The organism is Photobacterium obscurum, from assembly GCF_026191635.1.
GTDB lineage: Bacteria > Pseudomonadota > Gammaproteobacteria > Enterobacterales > Vibrionaceae > Photobacterium > Photobacterium obscurum.
Window position 1 is genome coordinate 14,341 of record NZ_JAKRRW010000036.1, and the last position, 15,957, is coordinate 30,297.

General features: G+C 43.6%; 17 protein-coding genes and 1 pseudogene. 11 read left to right on the forward strand and 7 right to left on the reverse strand.

Going from position 1 to position 15,957, the window contains the following annotated elements; genetic code table 11:
• Nucleotides 1-186: 186 nt before the first annotated feature.
• The 4 genes from MD588_RS24955 to MD588_RS24970 all read left to right on the forward strand — a co-directional run bounded on the left by MD588_RS24955 (nt 187) and on the right by MD588_RS24970 (nt 3,266).
• Nucleotides 187-1,500, forward strand: coding sequence for a hypothetical protein (locus MD588_RS24955; protein ID WP_265700634.1), 1,314 nt, complete (start codon nt 187-189; stop codon nt 1,498-1,500).
• A 386-nt stretch (nt 1,501-1,886) separates the two neighbouring features.
• Nucleotides 1,887-2,663 (forward strand): ParA family protein, encoded by a 777-nt coding sequence (locus MD588_RS24960; RefSeq protein ID WP_265700635.1) that lies wholly within the window; start codon nt 1,887-1,889, stop codon nt 2,661-2,663.
• An 18-nt stretch (nt 2,664-2,681) separates the two neighbouring features.
• The gene (locus MD588_RS24965) at nt 2,682-2,990 is read left to right on the forward strand and encodes a hypothetical protein (RefSeq protein WP_265700636.1); all 309 of its coding nucleotides are present in this window, start codon (nt 2,682-2,684) and stop codon (nt 2,988-2,990) included.
• An 84-nt stretch (nt 2,991-3,074) separates the two neighbouring features.
• Entirely contained in the window at nt 3,075-3,266 is a 192-nt protein-coding gene (locus tag MD588_RS24970; protein WP_265700637.1) for a YwbE family protein, read from the forward strand.
• A 95-nt stretch (nt 3,267-3,361) separates the two neighbouring features.
• On the opposite strand, the gene MD588_RS24975 is transcribed toward MD588_RS24970, so the two are convergent.
• Both MD588_RS24975 and MD588_RS24980 read right to left on the reverse strand, forming a co-directional pair.
• Nucleotides 3,362-3,694: a hypothetical protein gene (locus tag MD588_RS24975; RefSeq protein ID WP_265700639.1), complete on the reverse strand. Its 333-nt coding sequence runs from the start codon at nt 3,692-3,694 to the stop codon at nt 3,362-3,364.
• Nucleotides 3,691-3,990 carry a hypothetical protein gene (locus MD588_RS24980; RefSeq protein WP_265700640.1) on the reverse strand — a complete coding sequence of 100 codons (300 nt, stop codon included), beginning with the start codon at nt 3,988-3,990 and terminating at the stop codon, nt 3,691-3,693. Before MD588_RS24980 ends, MD588_RS24975 begins: the two co-directional genes overlap by 4 nt.
• 972 nt (nt 3,991-4,962) lie before the next feature.
• Here MD588_RS24980 and MD588_RS24985 point away from each other — a divergent pair.
• Nucleotides 4,963-6,345, forward strand: a complete 1,383-nt coding sequence (locus MD588_RS24985; protein WP_265700641.1) for an MvaI/BcnI family restriction endonuclease — start codon at nt 4,963-4,965, stop codon at nt 6,343-6,345.
• Between the two features lie 39 nt (nt 6,346-6,384).
• On the opposite strand, the gene MD588_RS24990 is transcribed toward MD588_RS24985, so the two are convergent.
• Complete coding sequence (locus MD588_RS24990; RefSeq protein WP_265700643.1) at nt 6,385-7,851, reverse strand: toxin-antitoxin system YwqK family antitoxin; 1,467 nt, start codon at nt 7,849-7,851, stop codon at nt 6,385-6,387.
• 138 nt (nt 7,852-7,989) lie between these two features.
• Here MD588_RS24990 and MD588_RS24995 point away from each other — a divergent pair, with 138 nt between their 5' ends.
• The gene (locus MD588_RS24995) at nt 7,990-9,453 is read left to right on the forward strand and encodes a DNA sulfur modification protein DndB (RefSeq protein ID WP_265700645.1); all 1,464 of its coding nucleotides are present in this window, start codon (nt 7,990-7,992) and stop codon (nt 9,451-9,453) included.
• A gap of 52 nt (nt 9,454-9,505) precedes the next feature.
• Here the strand turns inward: MD588_RS24995 and MD588_RS25000 are convergent, their stop codons facing one another.
• The gene (locus MD588_RS25000; protein WP_265700646.1) at nt 9,506-9,883 is read right to left on the reverse strand and encodes a hypothetical protein; all 378 of its coding nucleotides are present in this window, start codon (nt 9,881-9,883) and stop codon (nt 9,506-9,508) included.
• Nucleotides 9,884-9,954: 71 nt separating this feature from the next.
• On the opposite strand from MD588_RS25000, the gene MD588_RS25005 reads away from it, so the two are divergent.
• Complete coding sequence (locus tag MD588_RS25005; protein ID WP_265700648.1) at nt 9,955-10,422, forward strand: very short patch repair endonuclease; 468 nt, start codon at nt 9,955-9,957, stop codon at nt 10,420-10,422.
• A 45-nt stretch (nt 10,423-10,467) separates the two neighbouring features.
• On the opposite strand, the pseudogene MD588_RS26185 reads toward MD588_RS25005, so the two are convergent.
• Nucleotides 10,468-10,650 (reverse strand): annotated as a pseudogene (locus MD588_RS26185) (type II restriction endonuclease); the annotation flags it as partial.
• Between the two features lie 208 nt (nt 10,651-10,858).
• Between MD588_RS26185 and dcm the strand changes: the two are divergent.
• A complete protein-coding gene (dcm, locus tag MD588_RS25010) occupies nt 10,859-12,580 on the forward strand; it encodes a DNA (cytosine-5-)-methyltransferase (protein WP_265700649.1) in 1,722 nt (573 codons plus the stop codon).
• A 2-nt stretch (nt 12,581-12,582) separates the two neighbouring features.
• On the forward strand, nt 12,583-13,296 hold the full coding sequence (locus MD588_RS25015; protein WP_265700650.1) for an HAD family hydrolase: 714 nt from the start codon (nt 12,583-12,585) through the stop codon (nt 13,294-13,296).
• A 5-nt stretch (nt 13,297-13,301) separates the two neighbouring features.
• On the opposite strand, the gene MD588_RS25020 is transcribed toward MD588_RS25015, so the two are convergent.
• Nucleotides 13,302-14,207, reverse strand: a complete 906-nt coding sequence (locus MD588_RS25020) for a dCTP deaminase domain-containing protein (protein ID WP_265700651.1) — start codon at nt 14,205-14,207, stop codon at nt 13,302-13,304.
• A gap of 464 nt (nt 14,208-14,671) precedes the next feature.
• Complete coding sequence (locus MD588_RS25025) at nt 14,672-14,872, reverse strand: hypothetical protein (protein ID WP_265700653.1); 201 nt, start codon at nt 14,870-14,872, stop codon at nt 14,672-14,674.
• A 156-nt stretch (nt 14,873-15,028) separates the two neighbouring features.
• Here MD588_RS25025 and MD588_RS25030 point away from each other — a divergent pair, with 156 nt between their 5' ends.
• Nucleotides 15,029-15,202, forward strand: a complete 174-nt coding sequence (locus MD588_RS25030; protein WP_265700654.1) for a hypothetical protein — start codon at nt 15,029-15,031, stop codon at nt 15,200-15,202.
• Nucleotides 15,203-15,524: 322 nt separating this feature from the next.
• A complete protein-coding gene (locus MD588_RS25035; RefSeq protein ID WP_265700655.1) occupies nt 15,525-15,932 on the forward strand; it encodes a hypothetical protein in 408 nt (135 codons plus the stop codon).
• Nucleotides 15,933-15,957: the final 25 nt, after the last annotated feature.

Sequence of the window (15,957 nt, forward strand, 5' to 3'; positions counted from 1 at the left end):
CTAATAAATTAGTTGAGATTGCACCAGGGTGAGAACATTCAGGTTCTCACCCTGATGCCACCTGCAAATTACCATAACTTGACAATTAAATAAGAAAATGTTCTTCCTGACCGGTCATCTACATTACAGATTGAAATCATATTAGTAATATAGACCAATAATTAAAACAACCAATAGGTCCGCACCTTGAATGATAAAGTAACGAAAAGACTAATATACAAAGCTGACAATGAATTTCGTGATTACGTGAGTGAGCATTCTGACAGGCCGATAGTTACTGGCGAAGCTCTGCCGCTTGATGACAGGCTCCCTTTCCGTTTACCCGTGGGAACCCGTACATACCTAGGGCGTGAGGCCGAGGCTGTAACACAGTTATTTGAACGGATTTTCGAAGCTCATTCCTTGCTCATTGCGGATGGATTAACGGATCCCTTCCAATATAAATGGCATGGACAGCATTACTATGAGATGCAGGCGATAAAAGATCATTTTAAGACTTTTATGGTTAGCTTTGAAAAGTTTGCTTATAAAAAAAAACGGGCTCATCAATCCGCGCCAGAGGCGATGTTGCATTTTGAGAAGTATTTCTTTGAACCAATCCATAGTGCCTTCAAATTCACAATATGCATCATCCACGATGTAATTAGGGAGATGTATGCTTATTTTGCCATTGCTCAATTTGGTAACCCTCTTCCTAAAAATTTTCCTCCCTTGATATTGAATGAATTCAATATCAAGGAGATTATTGATGTTTCCATTCCACTGTACATTATGTTGGCAAAGGAAATATCGCCTGAAACAACTTTGGACATGGACAGTCGTAAAGCACTCATTGATGATATATATGAAATACGGCAATATCTTTTCAAGGGCTGGGACGCGACTAAGCACCGTCTTGTACACAACAAAATGATTATCCAGATTGAATTGCAGTCACCGACCCCGGAACTGATGATAATACCTGAGCATGATGTTCCACAGTCGAGATATAAATGCATCGATTCTATTTTGCTGAACGACCAAACATACACCAGCACTCTGGCAAACAGTCCGTACTGGTTCAATGGGGTGTTTGATGATGTATTGTTAAAGAAGGCGCATATCTACCTTGTTAACCTCTTTTTAAGAACTCGCATAGGGCAGCACAAAGAATATCAGGATATATCAGAGCCATATAACTACACACCATATGAAATAGAGACATCTGATGATGAGTCTGAGCTGGAAAAGTTGGAGTTTTGCCTTCGTGAACCTCAAACCTCTTACCGACTATTTTCCTCCATCAAGCTATCTAGATTTAGAAAGCTGATGGAGAAACAATTTAGCTGCTCATTCAGCTCCGGCAAAGGAAGTGAGATCAAAATACAGCGACCAGGCACACGGATCATGACGCTTGGTTGCCACAAGCAAGACGTTGATTTATCACCTTATAAGATAAAACAAATCCTAAAGCGCATCGATGTGAACGTGGAAGAGTTCATTGAGGTCGTGGGGCACTAAATTTCAAAGCAAAGGTATCGAGATTACTCGGATATGAGCAAACTCGATGCCAATTCGATTGATTGTAATACTAGGGCTGTCCATATTTTAACTCCCTATCAAGTAATTTGGAGCCGTTGAGGCACAGCAGGTACAAAAATGAGAGCTGCGGTTCTGTTTATAGCGCAATCCTCTCTGCCCATAGGTCATTAGCGATGATCATTTACATTCCATCACCATGATTAAATCACCAGCAAAAAGGGATCATTTAATCACCCTTCCCCAAGAAGAGACTTCAAGCGCGAACAGGACGAGTCACGCAAAACTGTTCAACAAAAGTAGAATTCACTTGAACCTGCGCTACAAAATGTATTACATTTGTAATACACGAGTGGAGGTATTATTCAGTGAAAGTCATCGCAATCATCAATCAGAAAGGCGGCGTAGGTAAAACCACCACGGCGATCAACCTTGGTGCGCAGTTCGCCAGAGAAGGCAAACGCACCCTCGCTATCGATCTCGACCCGCAGGCCAACCTCACCGTGGTACTCAGCGGCGGCCAGTTTGAGTTCGATACCACCATTAGCCATGTCTTCGATTCCGCCAAGAAATACCCCATCACTGATGCCATCATCCCGGCGGTAGCAGCAGAGCAGGCGATCCCCAACCTGTCGCTGTGCCCAACCGATATCCGTCTTAGCCGAGTGATCGAGCAGAGCCTGACCAAGGTGCACCGCGAGCGTATTCTGCTCAAGCAGCTTGAAACCATTAAAGACGATTTCGATGTAGTGCTGCTCGACTGCCCGCCGAACCTGAGCCTGACTTCGGTCAACGCCATGATGGCCGCCGACCTGTTTTTGATCCCGGTTGACGGTGGGTCGTTCTCGCTCAACGGCCTGGCAGATTTGCTGGATGCGCTGGAAGAGGTGAAGGAAAGCGAGGATGTGAACTTTGCAGTATTCCGCAACGAATACGCCAAGACCAACAAGCTGATCAACAACTTCCTTGACGAGCAGCTCAACGAGCTTGACGACAAGGTACTCAGCACTTCGGTCCGTCGTACGGAAGCCATTGGCCAGGCCAGCGTGAGTGCCGAGCCGCTGCTGACTTACAAGCCAGGCTCAACAGCACTTAATGACTATAAATTGCTTGCAAAAGAATTAATTGCAAGAGTCAGTGTATAACAAATGTAATACATAATTATGAAAAAACTTACCGGTACCACGGCGCTGAGCCGCCGAAACAAGCGCAAGGAAGAACCTGAGGCGCAGCAGGAAAAGCACGAGAAAATCACCACTGTGGCCACGCGCCGCAACGTGACCACGGGAACCTCACCGGTGCCGATGCGCCTGCCTGAAAATGACAAAGCCGAGCTGAACTTATGGCTGGAAGAGTTGAGCGAGGTGACAGGAAAAAAAATCACCAGCGCCAAACTGCTACGCGGACTGATCCATATGCGCGAAAAGCTCAACCAGAAAGCGGTGATCAAGGCCATCAACGAAGCGAACTAAAGTGAAAATGTATTACAGTTGTAATACATTTTTTGCTGCAGAACACCAAACAGCTACCGATAAAGACAAAGGCAGAAACAGACTATGGGCGGCACCAACCGAGCAGATATTCACCCCGGGCTGGAAGTGCAGATTGTACTGAAAAAAGACCAGCGCACCGGCGCACTGACCAAGGGGATTGTCAAAGATCTCCTGACCAAATCACCCACCCACCCACACGGTATTAAAGTCCGGCTGGAAAGCGGTGATGTCGGCCGCGTGAAAGAAATCCTCTGACAGCTTTCACCCTGCTATAAATACGCGGCGAAACCGTTATAGAAAGGCTCGTCTAATATTAAAGAGCAGTCGCCCGTAGGGCGACTGCTCAATCTTTAAAGCCGGGTAAGCAACCCCGTCATATCTGTAAATACATCCTCCAACATATCGCAGTACACACCAGACTGGCGTGACACTTCCAGAAAATCTAACTGGCCACGTTTTTTTGAGAATGCCAACACCGTATAGGTATCGCAGGGATCGAGCCGAACCTGCACCCGGCAGACAGCTTGTTTTGTAAAACAGCTATCTTTGGGCAAATCAAACTGCAAGCCAGGAGCCTCGATGGCAACGAATTGTTTTGCTCCGGTCATAGCCACAAAACGATTACCACCGAGTTGCCCTAAAATCGTTTTCGCTACAGTGAGATGATAAGAAGAATAACTCATGATAAGCCCTCCTCTTTTTCAAACATTTCAATTGCCTCAATAAACTTTTCTAATTCTTCACTGGTAGTGATCACCGTGCCTTCTGCCGCTAGCGCAATATTTAAGGTTTCTACCATGACTAACACGCTGGGATTAATTGCCCGTAACTTTTCATACAGCCGATACAAACGCTGATCGATCACGAACTCCGCTGCGCCGCCATTCATTGTTGTAGAGCCTGACTGTTGCAACGGGGATACGTTGCTCGCACCTGGCGGGTTAGTGATGCTGTGATGGAAAAGGCTGAAATGTGACATAGCGTAGCTCCTTTGTTTGGGTTTTCATCGTCGTTTTCGCCTGACTTCCCGTACTGACACAGGGTTCTGAATAGCAAAAGCGCGGAGCGTGCATTTCACTTTTGCTATTTGGGTTCTGTGGCAGAAGGATCAGAAGTTGGCGATAAACGAGCGATGGAAACGGCTTTGCAAACAAAGGAAGTGCAGCGATCACATGAAAGACCCCAGCACATTTGCAGCACTTCCCGCCAGGGGTGAAAGCTCTTGCTCTGTTCTTGATTTACCAGGCCCTGACCGTGACCCGAATGGGCCAAGACATTTACGAAGCACGTTGTTTGTGGTTGGAAGATGGCTTGGTTTAACTAGCGATACCAGGGAGGCACGACTGCAGGAGAGTGTGTTAAATAGGGCAAGGTTGCCCGCAGGGTGCATCTAAAAACACTTCATCTTATCCGCCGCCAAACACCGGAAATCACACCCGGAACCAAAATTAAAAAAACCAAAAAAACTCACACCAAAATAATATAAATAACTGAATTTTAGATATTTAATATTTATAGCTTGGTTTTATGTGATACTAACCCTAGAAAAATGTAATTGATCTGTCGATCAATTAGAGCTATATTGCAAGGCATATCAGACATCTGAGCCGGAGAACCACGACATATGGATACTTCATCCCAGTACCATGAACAGGACATTATTCACACGAGTGAGTTTGACGAATGGGGGTTCTGCCCCCGTTGCAAAAATGATGCAGCAGACTGTGAGTGCCCTGGTCCGGCAGATATATTTGAGCATCCGGAAGAAACTGATTCGCGCCAGACAGAACTGCCTTCCAGCCAGGGAGTGGATGGGGTTCATTCAGATCTTATAGGGCAGCTGGAATTACCTCTGGGCAACGAGGAATCTGCTGACACGTCCACATCCTACCGGATATCCGACACCCCGGCCTCAGATGTCATAAAAGATAAAAATACCAAGGAGTTGAGCATGACAGAAACACACTGCTACGAGCATGAGCTATCCAGCATTGAGGAGATTCTGAACTATTTCCCAGAGGACAGATTCACGCACGTACTGGCGAAACCTCTGCCAAAAAACGCTAACGACAAAAACCAGGTCTACTTTTCTTCTGACTTCAATATGCTGGGACAACACTTCGCTTTCCGATACGGAGAGCGCGGACTGGTCACCAGTCATAAAAAAGGAGGAAAAAATGCAGGTAAGAGGATCCCTGAAGCAGTGTTTGAGGATTTCCGCTGGCTGACTGATGCCGGCGAGGAGATCCCGGCCCCTAATGTCAAAATGCTGATTTATGCCCAGTATCCGGAAATGCGCCTTAGCGGTTTCAAGACTGAAACCAATGAAATCCCGGCATCAATGTCAGTGGAATATACGAAGAAGAACCCGGAAGCACAACGTATCATGATCCTGGCCCGTACCGTTAATGCCGGTGCCGTGGCAATGATTGTGATGCCACAGGGCGAGCTTGCGGAGGAAGTCCGCCGGTGCCCCGGATTCATGGGGTCCCGGGTGGTCCGCCTTCTACGGGAGACTTACTCTCATGACAACGATCTGCGCCAGAAACTCAGTGCGGTCGTGGAAAAATGGATGCCAGGCGTTCGCCGAACAAAAGATAACGAGACCATCCCGTTCAACGGTACACAGGTTTGCGGCTATACCCTTGAAGATTCCCTCGAGATCATTCCGAACTCGGATAAAGAGGGGGATTACATGGGGATAGAGCTCAAGGCTCATACCGCAAAAAAAGTTACCCTGATGACAACAGAACCGGATATGGGTGTATATGCCGAGGATTTCAAACGCTTCATGACCGATTACGGCTATAAAGATGAAAAAAGCGGCGCTTATCGCTGGACAGGCACCCATAAAGCCAACATGCGCAGCACCAGATCAGGATTTACAATGCGCATTGAAGGGTATGACAGGGATAAGGACATTTCAAAACAGCTGGTTGCCGGTTCACTCTATATCGGCATGTATGCGCCTGATGGCACACTGGCTGCCGGATGGAGTATGGAGCGACTGCTCAACGGTTGGGGGGCAAAACACAACGAAACGGTTTATGTGCCAGCGCAGCGCAGGGATACCGAGAATGCGGAACTGAAAGATGCAGGGAACAAGTATGAGGTCAGGTTTAACCGCTCAGTGGTCTGGTGCCGCGGAACCTCACCAAAAAAACTGCTCGATGCTATCCTGGACGGTATCATTATTCTCGATCCTGCCCCCAAGTATGATCCAAACAATCCGGGAAAATCAAAACGACGCTCCCAGTGGCGTGTCAATGATATCAGCAAGGCCGTTCAGGTCCTTTATGACAGTGTCACCTATGATGATCTGCTTGAGAGCTGATTACTGACAGACTGCCGGGCACATGCCCGGCAGTTCTGATTATGCTATAGCTTTAACCAATCCTGTGCAGATTTCCCCGTGCAGTCTCTCATCATCAAGACCATATGACTTAAGACCTAACTTACCAACAAGCTCTCCCCATATAGCAGGGATGATGTGATTTGATTTTTTATAAAAATCGCCCTCTTCAGTCACCTCATTCTCATCAACAATAATTGCATCAGAAAAGTCATAGGTCAGAGCCTTGCCGTCATTATCTTCGAATGAGCAATAGGTTAGATATGGCTTCTCATGTGAAAACCAATAGGTCTTTTTATCCATAACACGGTAAATTTTTACAGGGTCATGTCTGAAATATACAGCAAAATTCTGACTGTCAGGATACAGGGATGAAATACAACGTATTGAACTTAAATCCAGGTATAAATTGATATCATTTTCAATCTCGCATCTTTGGACGTCCTTCTGATAAAGAGAACTCATCTTTTCCAGAACATTAGATTCAATAGACCACATTTTACCCGCAGGATTTATACCACTGTAATTCAGCAGAAATGCCGTACTTTTATTTCTAATCAGACAGACCGGGCCAGCAAAGTTATCACCGATTACGGTCCCCCTTGCAAGCATATGAAAGTGACCTCTTCCTTGTCGGCGGATATCACTGTAAAAGAAGCGGCCATGAGGTTTACCGTTTCTGACATCCATTTCAAGTATCAGGCTTCTTTTTAATAGTTGAGGACTTTCAATAACGTTTCCACGATAAATACAGAGCTTTCCGTTTGCTTTACTGTTATCGCCAAAGTTAAGCTTAACTGTAACTTTCTCTCCTTCATCAAACCGCTCCCAACATCCGATTGGTTTACCTTTCTTTAAAACGCCCCGACAGATCACATCACCATTACGCCCATATGAAACATAATCACCGTTAAAAAAACTTCCTTTTATGCCTGCTGTAAACTTCACAGCACTATCATTATTATCATAATGCTCAAAAAATTCAGTTCCCTTAACATATCCTCTAGGTCTGCCACTCAGAAAACAGAGTGAACCGGCAGCACCTAGCACTTCTTTCAGCAGATTTTTTGCATAGCTATCAGGAGCAAAACGGCTGCTGAGATGATGCCCGGCCAACATAAAACTCCTTATACGGAAGAGTTCATTTTCAGTCTGCCAGAAAGAATCAAACACACGTTCTGTTTTGCTGACATCCTCAGCTTGTTTGATGTCAGAGAGCAATAAAGAGTTCTGACTACCTTGTTCTTCAATTGTTTTGATAACAGCTGGCCATTCCTCATAGTTTTGTTTACTTTCCCTTTTAAAACTGAACATATTGCCTGACATCTTTAAACCTCCATCATTAAGAACAGGTTTATTATAATAAAAGATTTCCATATATGTAAATCTTTTATTGAAACTCACTCCTTTTGAATATACAAAAATACATACATATTTGTTAGCGGTAAAACTAACAAAACGTACTGCTGTACTGGCTTGCCCACTCATAAACCCAACACCAGGACAAAACAAACACGTCAAAAATTTACGCCGGCGCATTTTTTTTGCAGCCGATGTCATTTTTTTGTTGACCAGGAGACAAAAAAAGCCAATACTAACTTCGTACCCAGTTTGAAGGAAATAAAAATGTATACAGCAAATGATCAGCATATGCCTACCCCATTAACCGGTTCTCTAGATGATTTAGTTTTAGCTGGCTCAACCGCAGAAAGAGCAATAAATGTGCAGATCTGTCATAACATGGGTAATAGAACTTTTTTGCTCAGCCTTCCAATGAAGGAGTTCTACGATCAATCGATCGTTGCTAATGAGACAGGGTTAAATGGTGAACCTGTTGCACAGAGAAAATTAGATAAAAAGCATGCGGCAAAACTGGCAAAGTATCTATTGAAAGGGCTGCTGGGTGCAGCTGCATTAAATCGAAAAATGCAAAATAAGCCTGAACTCAAGGAATTTGAAATTCTTGAAGAACTTCTTGGTAAACAGCCTTATGTTTCGATCCAGCCACTGGTTTGTAATCTTCGAAATATTGCCCCAAGCGGTTCATCTTTAAGGGCCGAGAGGATGGTTGACAAGGCTACCGGTATTACTGCTGGATTCAGAGTATATCTGCCTCAAGAGGTACTATTCTATGTTGTAGACGGCCAGCATCGTCGTTATGCAATGCAGATGTTGTTAGATTTTCTTCATAACACAATCCAGACAAGAAAGCTTTCCCGACAAACCGATAACCTGCTTCTACCAGAAAGTGGAGATGCAAGTGAAGAACTTATTATTGCATTGCAGGACGTTCTTCAGGTTGCCTCTACTTTCGCAACTGTACAAGTAGAAGCTCACTTAGGACTAGATGCAGATCAGGAGAGACAGTTATTCCATGACCTGAATAACCTAGGTAAAAAAGTAGAGTCTAGTTTGGTGCTTCAGTTTGATTCCGCGAACCCTGTTAATAACTACGTTAAAGAATACCTAATTGAGAGTGATGAGTTCTGTAATCTAGAGATTGTGGAAAAAGAAGTTTCCGACTGGAACAAAGATGATGGATCAATTTCGCGCAAAGAGTTGTCTGGAGTTAATGCTCGACTTTTCCTTAACAAGTCGTCCATAAACAATGCACCAGCACAGAAAGTTTCAGCCATGACTGATATTGCTAATGCATTCTGGCAGACGGTTTCAAACCTTGAGCATATGGGGCAGCCTGGATCTAAATCAAAAACTGTTGTAGCTCAGGCACTTTGTATGAAAGGAGTTGCAAGGGTTGTATACGATCTTTCTCAAGGAAAAAAACGAGATGAGAATGCATTGGAGGAGTTATTTGAAAAACTAGAAAATATAGACTTCAGCCACTCAAACCCTCTTTGGCGTTATTTTACTCTTAGTGAGCAGGAGCGAGTTCAGTTCGGACTAAGTAATTTTGCTTCTTATATCACCGATGAAATTAGTGAAAAGATGACCAAGAAAGGCTTTAGTACATACAACGACGGAATCGTAAGATTTGGTAATCAACATAACGATTTTGCCCCAATAATGTCAGATATGATCAGATTTTCACTAGGTATGGAAAGAAGAAAGCTACCAACAAAGAGAGCTTAAAAAAACGGTGCCTATGGCACCGTTTTTTTTGTATAGGATATTAACAAATTTACTAATGATTATAACAAAACTCTTCATATGACATATCCCATACCCAATAAAAACAGTGAGATACTGCTGATGCATACATTTCTCTGGCAATTAAAATCTGAAGATCATCTCTTAACTCTTTCGGAAGTTCAGTAGCCTCTTTAATATGAAAATCACATATTTCATGACAGATCCGTTCGGATAATCCGTCATCGTCCGGTAAATCTGAAACCGTTACAATTCCAAATGATTCATATTCATCATGGAGTGCTCCCCAACCAGCATGGCACCTTGCCTCTCTGGCATCCCTTCCATAACCACGAACAGCTCCGAACCTGAGGTGCGCTTCAGGGAGCGTAGCTTCTACAATATCAATGCAAAACCTTTCTTCAGTACTCATTTGACCTCCTGTGGCAAATAAGAGTTATGATGAAGTTTCGACCATATTACTGATAGCATGTTTTGTTAATAATGACAGACGTACACAACAGTAAAACCCGCAGCAAAAATATGCGGGCAATAAAAAGCAAAGACACAAAGCCTGAAATCCAGTTGCGGCGAGCTCTGCATAAACGAGGGTTCCGCTACCGGGTGGCACCTAAAGAAATGCCGGGGAAACCAGATCTCTGGCTGCCACGCTGGAATGCCGCAATATTTGTGCATGGTTGCTTCTGGCATGTACATGAATGTCAGTTGTTCAGGTGGCCGGATACAAGAGAAGAATTCTGGCGTAAAAAATTACTAAGTAACAGGGCAAGAGACAAAGCACAGCTGTCTGAACTGAAAAAAAAGAACATACGCGTACTTATTGTCTGGGAGTGCAGCCTTAAGGGGAAAAACAAGCTGGGGCCAGAAATGGTCGCAATGCTGGCTGAAACCTGGCTCAGAAGTGGCTCAGCCAGCGCCGAGCTGGATCCGGAAGGCCTTAAGATAAAATAAACAGAATCAAAACGGTCATAAAAGACCTTAATGTTCCCAGTAAAATCATTCAATAAGCAGAGACACAGACCGAACACTTACGAATAAGAACCATACAGCCCACCGGAAGACAAGCATAGCGCCGACAGCACACATCACCTCAAACAGATCTTTTGAAACACCTTCCTGCAAGACAACCAGATGGGCGATATTCACCTTGCCTGCCACATTAAGAACCTGACGCCATCGATCCTTGAAAGTTTTTTAACAGAACCATAAAAACAACAATGTATATATAAAGTAAATGATCAATAGACGGGAAATGCACCAAGCCTGATGCACAATAATATGCATTTCATGCTTACACTTAAAAACACTGTATAAACAAACATAAAAAACACAAAAGGGAAAAATGTGTGATAAAATTAACCACAAATAACCCAGCGGATAATTAACAATGAAAGAAATCAGACTTGGCGATAAAAAAGAAGAACAGAGAATACAGAACGAACTGGCAGAAACAAACAAACTGCTGAAACTGCTTATCGAAGTCTATGATCAGAAGAACCTTGCCATAAAACTGGCAAAACTTTCAGAGCTGGCTGAAGGTGCTGAGTTGAAAAGCCTGAAAATTGACCGCACCGAACTCAACCGCTGGACTAAAACCCCTGAAAAATCGCCGATTCTGATCGATGAAAGAGCCCGGGACTTTATCAGACAGCAGCTCCTGCCGTCAAAGCCCGCCCACTGGGACAACCCGGATTTCGAATTTATCGACCTTTTTGCAGGTATCGGCGGATTACGTAAGGGCTTCGAGGATATCGGCGGCAAATGTGTATTTACCAGCGAATGGGAACAAAAAGCCCGCCGCACCTACCTGGCCAACCACTTTGTCGATGACGATGAACTGGGCTACTTCCTTGACAGCGAGGAAGAGAATTCAGATAAAAACAGCTCATTCATGGATATCACCAAGGTAACCCAGAGCGGAAACCCGATGATGAGCCGTGAGGAAAAACGCGAGCATATCAAAAAACACATCCCTGAGCATGACGTACTGCTGGCAGGCTTCCCTTGTCAGCCATTCTCGCTGGCCGGCGTCTCCAAGAAAAACTCACTGGGCCGCGCACACGGATTTGACTGCGACACACAGGGTACTCTTTTCTTCGATGTCGAGCAGATCCTCGATGCCCGCCAGCCGAAGTTCTTCGTACTGGAAAACGTAAAAAACCTGAAAAGCCACGACAAAGGCAATACTTTTGCGACCATCATCCGTTCATTAGATAAAGCCGGATACTGGGTTGCTGATATCAGTGATGCAGGTGAAAACATTGAAGATGCCATTGCCAGCGTTCGTAAACGCAAACCAGAGCCAGCCATAATTGATGGTATGCATTTCACACCACAGCACCGCGAACGAATCGTCCTGGTCGGTGTTCGCAAAGATCTGGCGGATAAAAAACCAGAGCTAAAGCAACTATCTCTGACCAATATAAAGAAACCAGAAAAACGTTACACCGTGGCGGAGATTCTCTGCAACCTGACAGACGAAGAAAGAGAAAAATATACGCTGACACCTAACCTCTGGAACTACCTGTACCACTATGCCCTGAAACACCAGAGTAAAGGTAACGGCTTCGGATTCGGCCTTGTTGACCCTACTAACGAAAATGCAGTGACACGCACTCTGTCAGCACGCTACTACAAGGACGGTTCAGAGATCCTGATTAACCAGAACGGACTGGAGCAGGAATATCTGCAAAACAACCGTGAACACGCTATCCGCAAAAACCATGAGCGAGAGCAGTTCGCCACCGATTTCGCCAACCGACAAAAGAACAGCCAGCAGGATATGACTGATGCTCAGTACAAGACGACGGTAAAAGATGGTGAGAAAAAGTACGACAATGAACACGGCCGCTATGCGCCAGAATTTGATTCACTTTACAGAACACCGCGTCGCCTGACACCCAGAGAATGTGCGCGACTGATGGGTTTTGAAAAACCAGAATATGACAGAACAGAATCAGATACAGATTTCCGTATCGTCTGTGCCGATGCCAGTGCCTATAAGCAGTTCGGAAACTCGGTTGTGGTTCCGGTTTTCCGTGCAGTTGCTGAGCTTCTAAGTAAATACATTAATATTACAAAAAAACAAGTTAATGATAAGGCTGCTTAGCAATGAATGATAATTTACCAAAAATCTGTTTTTTTGATATGGAAGGTACTCTTCTCAAAAAAAACAATAATTTAGATAATGGAAAAGTAGCACCAAGTGCATGGACAGTACTTGCTAAAGAAATTGGTGATACTTGTTACCTTGAAGAAGAAATGTCTAAAGATAAATGGTTAAGTGGTGAATATGAAAGCTATACAGAATGGATGTATGACAGCATCGCAATACAACAAAAGCATGGCCTGAATCGTGATATTTTTGAAAAAGTCATAGAGGAAACGCAGTTCCAGGATGGTGCGAAGGAGCTAGTTGAATACCTTCATTCAAGGAATATTATAACTGTAATTATATCTGGAGGGTTCAAACACCTCGCAGACAAATTACAAAGAACACTAAAAATAAAGCACTCATACAGTGCTTGTGAGTATTTTTTTGATGAGCATGGAGCACTGGAGCATTTTAATTTATTGCCTACCGATGAAAAAGGCAAACTAGTTTTCATGGAGCATTTGGCTGAAGAGTATAATACAAGACTTAGTCAGTGCTTATTCATTGGTGATGGTAAAAACGACGTCTTTCTGGCTGAAAAAACAGGTATATCAATTTCATTTAACGCACAGAAAGAGCTTGAAGAAGTAAGCTCTTTCCAGATAAATCAAAAAAAAGGAAAAGAAGATTTATCCGACATTAAGAAACTATTAATTGATATATTTAAGTAATTAACTTAGTTTACTGGAGGTTCACTAGACAAACCTCCAGTTTTATCTTTAGCACTAGACTCTATAATTGACTTTATAGCTTCCATATCCCCTCTCAACGCACTTAACTCATTATTATTATTCAAATTTGACAGCGACAGCCTTAAATCAGAAACGTCTTTTTGCAATTTAGTCACGTCCTCTTTAGCCTGTTTACTTTCAGCTCTAATTGATGATAAATCAATTTTATCTGAAAAATAATAGTCACGCCCTAAAGGTAACAATGATAATAGTATACCAACAGCTGCGACTACTGTACCTAATTTCATAATACTAAAAGAAGATATCTTCTCTGTTAATTCAGAATCAATTTCCTTTTTCAATTTTTCAGGATCAAGAAAATTCCTAGGTAAATTAGTTAATTCGTTTTGTCTAAACCTACAATATTCTTCATAATCTTTTTTTACAGAGTTAAAATCCGGGTTAAATGATGAACTCTCCTGCCCTATTTTTTGAAAAACAACACGAAAAAAAGCACTTCCTATACCCATTGACATATCAGGAATAGGTTGATCAATTTGTGAAAGATTAATAATCAAAGTAGAAATTGGACCATGATAACCAGAGTCAATTATTCCCGTATTAAATGCAAGCAAACCATTCTGTGAAAGACGGTTTTTCAAGAAAACATATGCAACATATCCATCAGGAACATTAATAAACTCTTCAGAGATTAAATATGCCGACTCCTGAGGACCTAGAACTGCGCCTGGCGTTCTAATTACTCGTTCACTATTCCTATCTTTAACTAAGACTTCTCGTATATTTAAATCAACACTGGATTTTCCAACATATTCTGATGAGCTTATTCGATTACCATCCCTATCAGTTACAAAGCTGTAATCTATCGCTTGTTTTGGGTCCAACTGCATACTTAATGCCTAACAAATAAAATACACGTGCACAGTATACCATACACAACTTTACACCACGACCAGCCACCCGGCCCCGCTCATAAATTACGGACGGTATAACAACAGCGACAAATAACACCAAGCCAGTAGCAAACATACAACGATTACCCTAACAGGCGGGGCGCTGTTCGGGTGGGTGGGGGACGTGGTGGTACCGAGACGCTTGCGCCAGGTGATTGGCCGGTACGGCCAACATGCCGGGACCTAAGTAGGCGTGGTTACGGTGGAACGCATGTTCACCGAACCACGCAAGCACGGAAGCCAAAGTGAGCAAACCAATATAAACACAGCGAAAAATGAAGCCACTAATAACGCTGAATGTGACCGCACGAAAACACGTTGTTTGTGTTTTGGTGCGTCGTCCTGCCCACCTGATGGCGCAGCCATGAGGTGACAAACATTCGCCGGCTTGCCCGGCGGCCTTACAGCCCGCTTTTCAGAGCTGCGCGGCAATTTACACATAATGCTTTTATGCCTGAATTTGCCCAGTGCCCGACAGCTTGCTGGCGATAAGGCAAGGTATCCAAAGATGCGAGACTCGTGCTACCACCAACCAGCGACAAACTAAACGGAGCAGCTTTGGTAACTTGGCGAGGCACGTAACAACTTCGCATAAATTTCATTATGTTAACATTGGCGCTTATACCCCCAAGCTTGGGGGATGGGGGTTGGTAACAAAGCTTTTCAGCGCCCTGCGAATGGAAGCGGCTGGAGGTTCGCGTTTTTAGCCATGACGTTTGCCTGGCATGTAATTGAAGCGAAGCTTTAATGGGCTTTACATGCGAGGCGTTGTAACGTGGTGGCTAAAAATTAGTGAACCGGAAGACGCTGGAATGGTTTCGCAGGGCGGCTTTATGCTTTTGTTCTTTAGCCCTGATCGTCACCTTTGGCCAAAACCGCTCTGCGGGTTTGGTGGCGAAGCCATAGAGCAGGTTTCCGCTTCAAATACCTGACAAACTAACCATACAGACTAGTATCCACAACCCGATCATTCTCGATATTCTCTTAATCGCCACATCACAAAGACAGCCCTCGATGTATTACATTTGTAATACACTTAAATCAAGTTAGGCCAGTTCTAGAAAGACGTTAAGCTCCTGTTTAAATAATTATTTTGATAGCAATAGCGTACAGTGCATCTCTAAAATAAACACATCTGCTATAGGTGATAACCCCAAACACATGTGAGATCACCTCCAATTTCATCATCCGCGATTTTTAATCTACGTAATGCGTATTACATATAAAGTTAACCAACCAAACCAGGGAAGGAACATGGTTCGTAAAATTTTTTTCATGATGGGAATATTGTCATTTTCAGCAACCGCCAATTATCAACAAGAGCCTGCAACCTGGACTGGATTAACAGCAGGAAAGTTACTGGCAATTAGCGAACAAGGTGACAATGGTTTTCAATATTCAATGCTGTACATCATGGGAGTGGCTGATGGTATTGAAAGCCAATACGTAATGAACTGGCAGAAGGCCTGCCGTTCAGAACAAGAGATGACTAACCAAGAGATCGCCAGCAAAGTTTTAACCAGAATGAAAACACTGAACGCACCACAACAATCCGCAGGAAAAGTTGCAGTGAATGCTTATCTCAATGAGTATTGTGTAAGTGAGATCATTGATGCTGATAGTATCATTTATGATTCACAACTAAATGTATTACATTTGTAATACACAAAGACTAATAAAGGCAGTA

What these genes read in the sequence shown, in the direction of transcription:
- MD588_RS24995 (WP_265700645.1), top strand. Translation starts at nt 7,990, where the DNA reads ATGTATACAGCAAATGATCAGCATATGCCTACCCCATTAACCGGTTCT.
- MD588_RS25005 (WP_265700648.1), top strand. Translation starts at nt 9,955, where the DNA reads ATGACAGACGTACACAACAGTAAAACCCGCAGCAAAAATATGCGGGCA.
- dcm (WP_265700649.1), top strand. Translation starts at nt 10,859, where the DNA reads ATGAAAGAAATCAGACTTGGCGATAAAAAAGAAGAACAGAGAATACAG.
- MD588_RS25020 (WP_265700651.1), bottom strand. Translation starts at nt 14,207, where the DNA reads ATGCAGTTGGACCCAAAACAAGCGATAGATTACAGCTTTGTAACTGAT.
- MD588_RS25035 (WP_265700655.1), top strand. Translation starts at nt 15,525, where the DNA reads ATGGTTCGTAAAATTTTTTTCATGATGGGAATATTGTCATTTTCAGCA.
- MD588_RS25000 (WP_265700646.1), bottom strand. Translation starts at nt 9,883, where the DNA reads ATGAGTACTGAAGAAAGGTTTTGCATTGATATTGTAGAAGCTACGCTC.
- MD588_RS24965 (WP_265700636.1), top strand. Translation starts at nt 2,682, where the DNA reads ATGAAAAAACTTACCGGTACCACGGCGCTGAGCCGCCGAAACAAGCGC.
- MD588_RS25025 (WP_265700653.1), bottom strand. Translation starts at nt 14,872, where the DNA reads ATGAAATTTATGCGAAGTTGTTACGTGCCTCGCCAAGTTACCAAAGCT.
- MD588_RS25030 (WP_265700654.1), top strand. Translation starts at nt 15,029, where the DNA reads ATGCGAGGCGTTGTAACGTGGTGGCTAAAAATTAGTGAACCGGAAGAC.
- MD588_RS25015 (WP_265700650.1), top strand. Translation starts at nt 12,583, where the DNA reads ATGAATGATAATTTACCAAAAATCTGTTTTTTTGATATGGAAGGTACT.
- MD588_RS24985 (WP_265700641.1), top strand. Translation starts at nt 4,963, where the DNA reads ATGACAGAAACACACTGCTACGAGCATGAGCTATCCAGCATTGAGGAG.
- MD588_RS24990 (WP_265700643.1), bottom strand. Translation starts at nt 7,851, where the DNA reads ATGAGTGGGCAAGCCAGTACAGCAGTACGTTTTGTTAGTTTTACCGCT.
- MD588_RS24975 (WP_265700639.1), bottom strand. Translation starts at nt 3,694, where the DNA reads ATGAGTTATTCTTCTTATCATCTCACTGTAGCGAAAACGATTTTAGGG.
- MD588_RS24980 (WP_265700640.1), bottom strand. Translation starts at nt 3,990, where the DNA reads ATGTCACATTTCAGCCTTTTCCATCACAGCATCACTAACCCGCCAGGT.
- MD588_RS24970 (WP_265700637.1), top strand. Translation starts at nt 3,075, where the DNA reads ATGGGCGGCACCAACCGAGCAGATATTCACCCCGGGCTGGAAGTGCAG.